At 28.4% G+C, this 4,604-nt stretch carries 5 protein-coding genes; 1 reads left to right on the forward strand and 4 read right to left on the reverse strand.

All coding sequences use genetic code 11. The features are described from left to right. From gltS to JJE11_RS15005, 3 genes are all read right to left on the reverse strand, one after another. Positions 1–1,187, reverse strand: a 1,187-nt coding sequence (gene gltS, locus JJE11_RS14995) for a sodium/glutamate symporter (RefSeq protein ID WP_291637045.1), incomplete at its 3' end; no start/stop codon positions are given. A 153-nt stretch (positions 1,188–1,340) separates the two neighbouring features. Next, complete coding sequence (locus tag JJE11_RS15000; protein ID WP_291637047.1) at positions 1,341–2,216, reverse strand: response regulator; 876 nt, start codon at positions 2,214–2,216, stop codon at positions 1,341–1,343. A gap of 2 nt (positions 2,217–2,218) precedes the next feature. Beyond that, positions 2,219–3,457, reverse strand: a complete 1,239-nt coding sequence (locus tag JJE11_RS15005; protein ID WP_291637050.1) for an ATP-binding protein — start codon at positions 3,455–3,457, stop codon at positions 2,219–2,221. A gap of 212 nt (positions 3,458–3,669) precedes the next feature. Between JJE11_RS15005 and JJE11_RS15010 the strand changes: the two genes are divergently transcribed. Continuing rightward, positions 3,670–4,116 carry a DUF2383 domain-containing protein gene (locus JJE11_RS15010; RefSeq protein WP_291637052.1) on the forward strand — a complete coding sequence of 149 codons (447 nt, stop codon included), beginning with the start codon at positions 3,670–3,672 and terminating at the stop codon, positions 4,114–4,116. Positions 4,117–4,230: 114 nt separating this feature from the next. Here the strand turns inward: JJE11_RS15010 and JJE11_RS15015 are convergent. After that, positions 4,231–4,604: hypothetical protein (locus tag JJE11_RS15015; RefSeq protein WP_291637054.1), on the reverse strand; the 374-nt coding region annotated here is incomplete at its 5' end.

A 4,604-nucleotide genomic window follows, 5' to 3' on the forward strand; every position in this document is an offset into this window, starting at 1 on the left:
AACATTGTAATAATTCCAGCGTTAAAGAAATCTATAAATAAACTTCCCACCAGTGGTACAATAAAGAATGCTCTCGGAGCAGCAAGAAATCTTGACGTTAAAGCTTCCATGTTAGCCATTGCATTTGGTGTAGCTCCCATACCAAATCCACAACTACCAGTAGATATTACAGCTGATTCATAATCTTTACCCATAACATGAAATACTACGTAATAAGCAAATATTCCTAATATAATTGCCTGAGCCGATAACATCACTATTAGTGGTAAAGCTAAATCTGCTAATTGCCATAGCTTGAGTCCCATTAATGCCATAGATAAGAATAGAGATAATGAAATATTCCCTATCACATCAATTTCGTCATTATATATTTTGTAGGTCTTTGTAGAATCAGATATATTTCTCATAATTGCTGCTGCAAACATAGCACCAATGTATGGTGGAAAAGTTATACCTGTTTTTTCTAAAAGATTAGATAGAATTGTACCTAGTCCCATAGCTAACAAAACCTGAGTTGATGCGTTCATAAAATCATTAGCAATTAATTGTTTTCCAGCGGTTTCTTTTGTTGCTGCTACCTCACTCGTCACATTTGAGTTAACCGTTTTCATATTTTGTAAAAGTTTCTTTTTTTCAATTAGTCTCTTTCCTATAGGTCCTCCGATCATGCTACCCATAATTAAACCGAAGGTTGCTGATGCCATTGCTACTGTGGTAGCGCCTACAGCTCCTGCCTTTTCCAATATTGGGCCAAAGGCACCTGCGGTTCCATGTCCACCTACCATAGGAACTGAACCCGTAGCAAGACCTAGAAGTGGATTTAGACCAAATAGCTTAGCAAGTGTAACCCCTGTAATATTTTGCATAATTACAAGTATTATAGATAATCCTAGAAAAATAAAAACTTGTTTACCGCCTTTTTTTAGTAATTTAAAACTTGCCGTAAACCCAATAGTTGTAAAGAACGCCGTCATAAATAATTTTTGAAGCGTTATGTCCATTTCAAAAGTCAATATGTTACCTAATTTTAGTACTAAAGTGATTAACGCAAATAGCAAGCCTCCAATTACAGGCGCTGGTATACAGTACTTATCTAAAAAGGATAACTTAACTTTTATTTTTTTACCAATAAACAGAACCACAACAGCTAATGCGGCTGCTTGAATCATATCTAATTTTAAAATCATTTTTATTCCCCCTCATAATTTTTATATATTATATAATAATTATAAGGGCCACCTACAATTAACAACAAGATACTACAAAATACTTCATAAAAGAATTAAATTTTCAAACTATTCACATATTCTGTTAACCACATAAAAATGTACTTTGAATAGTTATGAACCTATCTTCGTAATAATACTTTCAATGAATTTTTTTGTGTTTATCTTTCCAGATTCATCTAAATCATTATTTATATGTCTCATTTCCTGCCTTACTTGTTTAAAATCAAATAACAAGGTGCTATATTCCATGAAAATACCATTACTATAATCATCACAACCAAGCTCTGCAATAGTTTTTAAAGCCTTTTGAATAGTTCTCCTAATTCTTTGTTCCAATGCCTTTTTATTTATATTGAGATTTTCATCTCCATATTCTTCCTGAACGATTTCATGATATATTTTTTGTAACTGATATGTAGAAGATGGATTTCTTTTCTTAACATCTATTATTTTTTCTATAATCTTTATTAGATCGTTACTTCCTATTGCACCTGCAATGCCTATATTAGCAAAAATATTATTTATTTGCTCTTCTATTAATAGCTCTTTCCTTACACTTCTATCATTATTTAAATTTGATACTGCACCCTTTATAAGATTTAAAGAATTCTCAAGATCAATATTATGACCTATACCTTTTATAACATTAATAACTTCTATATTATTAATAGGCTTGCTTATAAAGAAAATTATTCCACTTTCATATGCCTTAGATACCAAAGGATTCTCCTCAACTTGGGATATCATAATAAACTTACCCTTATATCCTTGCTTATTACTATTCTTTATTATTTCAATTCCATCTGCTATAGGTAGTAAAAGATCAATAAGCACTATATCCGGATTATAGAATATAATCTCTTGCACAGCATATTCACCACTATCTATTTCACATACTACTTTACCAAGATTATTTTTTTTTATTAGAATTTCTAGCATTTTTCTGATATTATCATCATCATCAATAATCAAAAATGTTTTTTCCATAGTTATCCTCCATTCAATGAGCTTCTAGGTAATTTCAATATAAAAGTAGTACCTATCGTACCATCTGATTTCACTTCTATATCACCTCCTAGTTCTTCAATAATATTTTTCACATGAGAAAGCCCAATACCAGTAGATGCTTTCCCTGTTATATCATCATACTTAGTGGTAAATCCCGGATTGAAAATATAAGGTAGAATATCTTCATCAATACCTCTTCCTGTATCTGATACTTCAAAATATATATTATCCTTATCCTCTTTTTCAGATATTCTAATGAAATCGCTATTTCCACATTCATCTATACTATTTATAATTAGGTTATTAATCAAAATAAATAAATTATAATAAGAACTAACCGCAAAATCCTTTTGGAATTGGAATGATATTCTTATTTCTTTATTACTTTCTTTTATATATCTACTAGTGTTATCTTCAATAATAGTAAAAACATTTGAAAGTGTCATGCAATCTTCATTTTCAAAGTTATCTATAAGTGATTCAAATCCTTTTAAAACTCTGTAATGATCTTTTTTTATCTCATGTACCTCTCTAGCAATATCCAATGTTTTTTCTCTTAAATTATTATTATCCTTGTAGGTTTCATACAAATTGTAACTTTTTGACATGACCTTTTCAATATCTTTCATGGACTTTTTTAAGTAAAACATTTCTGCTTGAATATTTGAAATTAACAAATTTAGATCAGTATATCTCTTTTGATGTTCACTATTTAAAATAAATAATTTTTGTTTATTGTAAGTAAGGTAAACAAAGCAAGTTACAAATCCTCTTATAAAGCCTGCCAAAATAATAATCCTTACAATATATATATTAATTTCATTACGTATTACAGCCTCAAATATGTTACTTAACGAATCTGCTGTTGCAAACAATAAAATTGTTTTAATGATTTGGTCTTTATATTTCTTAATGTTAACAACCTTAAGAATAAATCCATATATTATATAATATAGTAGTGAAGGTAAATTAAAAGATATTGCCTCTATAATCCCATCATGATATAATACTACTCCAAAAATATTTCTTATTATAAATACCCCAAAACCGCATAAAAATGCCAAAGATACTTCTGACATATCATCCATTACAAGTATACTTAAATTAAAAATAATTACACCTGCGGAAAATTTAAGTTGACTTTGAAATGGATAAAAATATAGTTCTCCAAATAGTGATACAATAATTGAAATCATAATATATTTTTTAATCTTTGACATATAACCCTCCAAGCAGGTAAATATTATTTAACTTTACCTATCTGAGCTTATTAGTTTTTATTTTAATCATAATGCACAAATTTTAGTTTGTAAATATATTTATAATACATATATTTATAATACATATTTTTATAAAATGCATTATATTTTAAACTTTTCTCATTGATAAATATCATCTATTTGGGCAAAATAAGTTTAGAGGAGTTGATACTATGAATAGTGAAAATATTAAAAATTTAAATTCCATTCTAGAAGGTGAATATGGGGCTATTAATAGTTTCGATACCATCATCGAGCATGCGAAGAATGAAAAGACTAAAAATGAGTTGCAAAGAATACAACAAACTCATAAAAAGCTTACTTCTCATATAGCTACTAGAATACAAAACCTTGGAGGTAATCCAATAGATGGCATTGGAATTGAAGGCATCATATCAGAAACTATATCTAATATAAAGCATATTGGTACTACTGATACTATTAGTTATCTTAAAGAAGCGCTCCAAAGTGAGAATATGGGAATAAAAATCGTTAATGAATTACTAGCTGTCAGTTCTGATCCTAGCAGTTCTCAGCTCTTAAATACTATAATAAACGAATATCAAACTAATATTACTTCAATAGATAATCTTATTAATACCTCAAGTGATATACAATAATTTTCCCAAAAATACCTCTGTTATTATTTAATATAAATACCCTCTATGCCTAAAGTCATTGGGGGTATTCAAACAATAGTATTAAATTGTACTATATAATTATTTTTATTCACACTACCGAATAATCTTATCTAAATCTTCAAAAAACTCTATTAATTCATTCTCATTATTTATGCAATCATATTTTTTATGATTATTACCATCCAACTTAGAATCATTCCCTTTTACCTGGGCTAATATGTTAAAATATTTGAGCATATTATTAGAATTTATAAATTGAATTCTAAATTCCACCGGAACGCTAAAAACTATATTTTTAACCAGTATGCATGTACCAACATAACAATTTAGAGTTTTCACATAATCCTCTTCTTTAAAATAGTATTCGCCTAAACTGTTACATATCTTTAGCTGTAGTTTACTGTTTTTCTTTTCTACTGCTAATTCTAATGTACTATTTAGCATTTGCTCTTTTTCTTCATTATTAC

It is taken from the genome of Clostridium sp., assembly GCF_016650095.1.
GTDB lineage: Bacteria > Bacillota > Clostridia > Clostridiales > Clostridiaceae > Clostridium_AD.

Excerpts from the sequence above, each read along its gene's own strand:
- JJE11_RS15000 (WP_291637047.1), bottom strand. The coding sequence starts at position 2,216 with ATGGAAAAAACATTTTTGATTATTGATGATGATGATAATATCAGAAAA.
- JJE11_RS15005 (WP_291637050.1), bottom strand. The coding sequence starts at position 3,457 with ATGTCAAAGATTAAAAAATATATTATGATTTCAATTATTGTATCACTA.
- JJE11_RS15010 (WP_291637052.1), top strand. The coding sequence starts at position 3,670 with ATGAATAGTGAAAATATTAAAAATTTAAATTCCATTCTAGAAGGTGAA.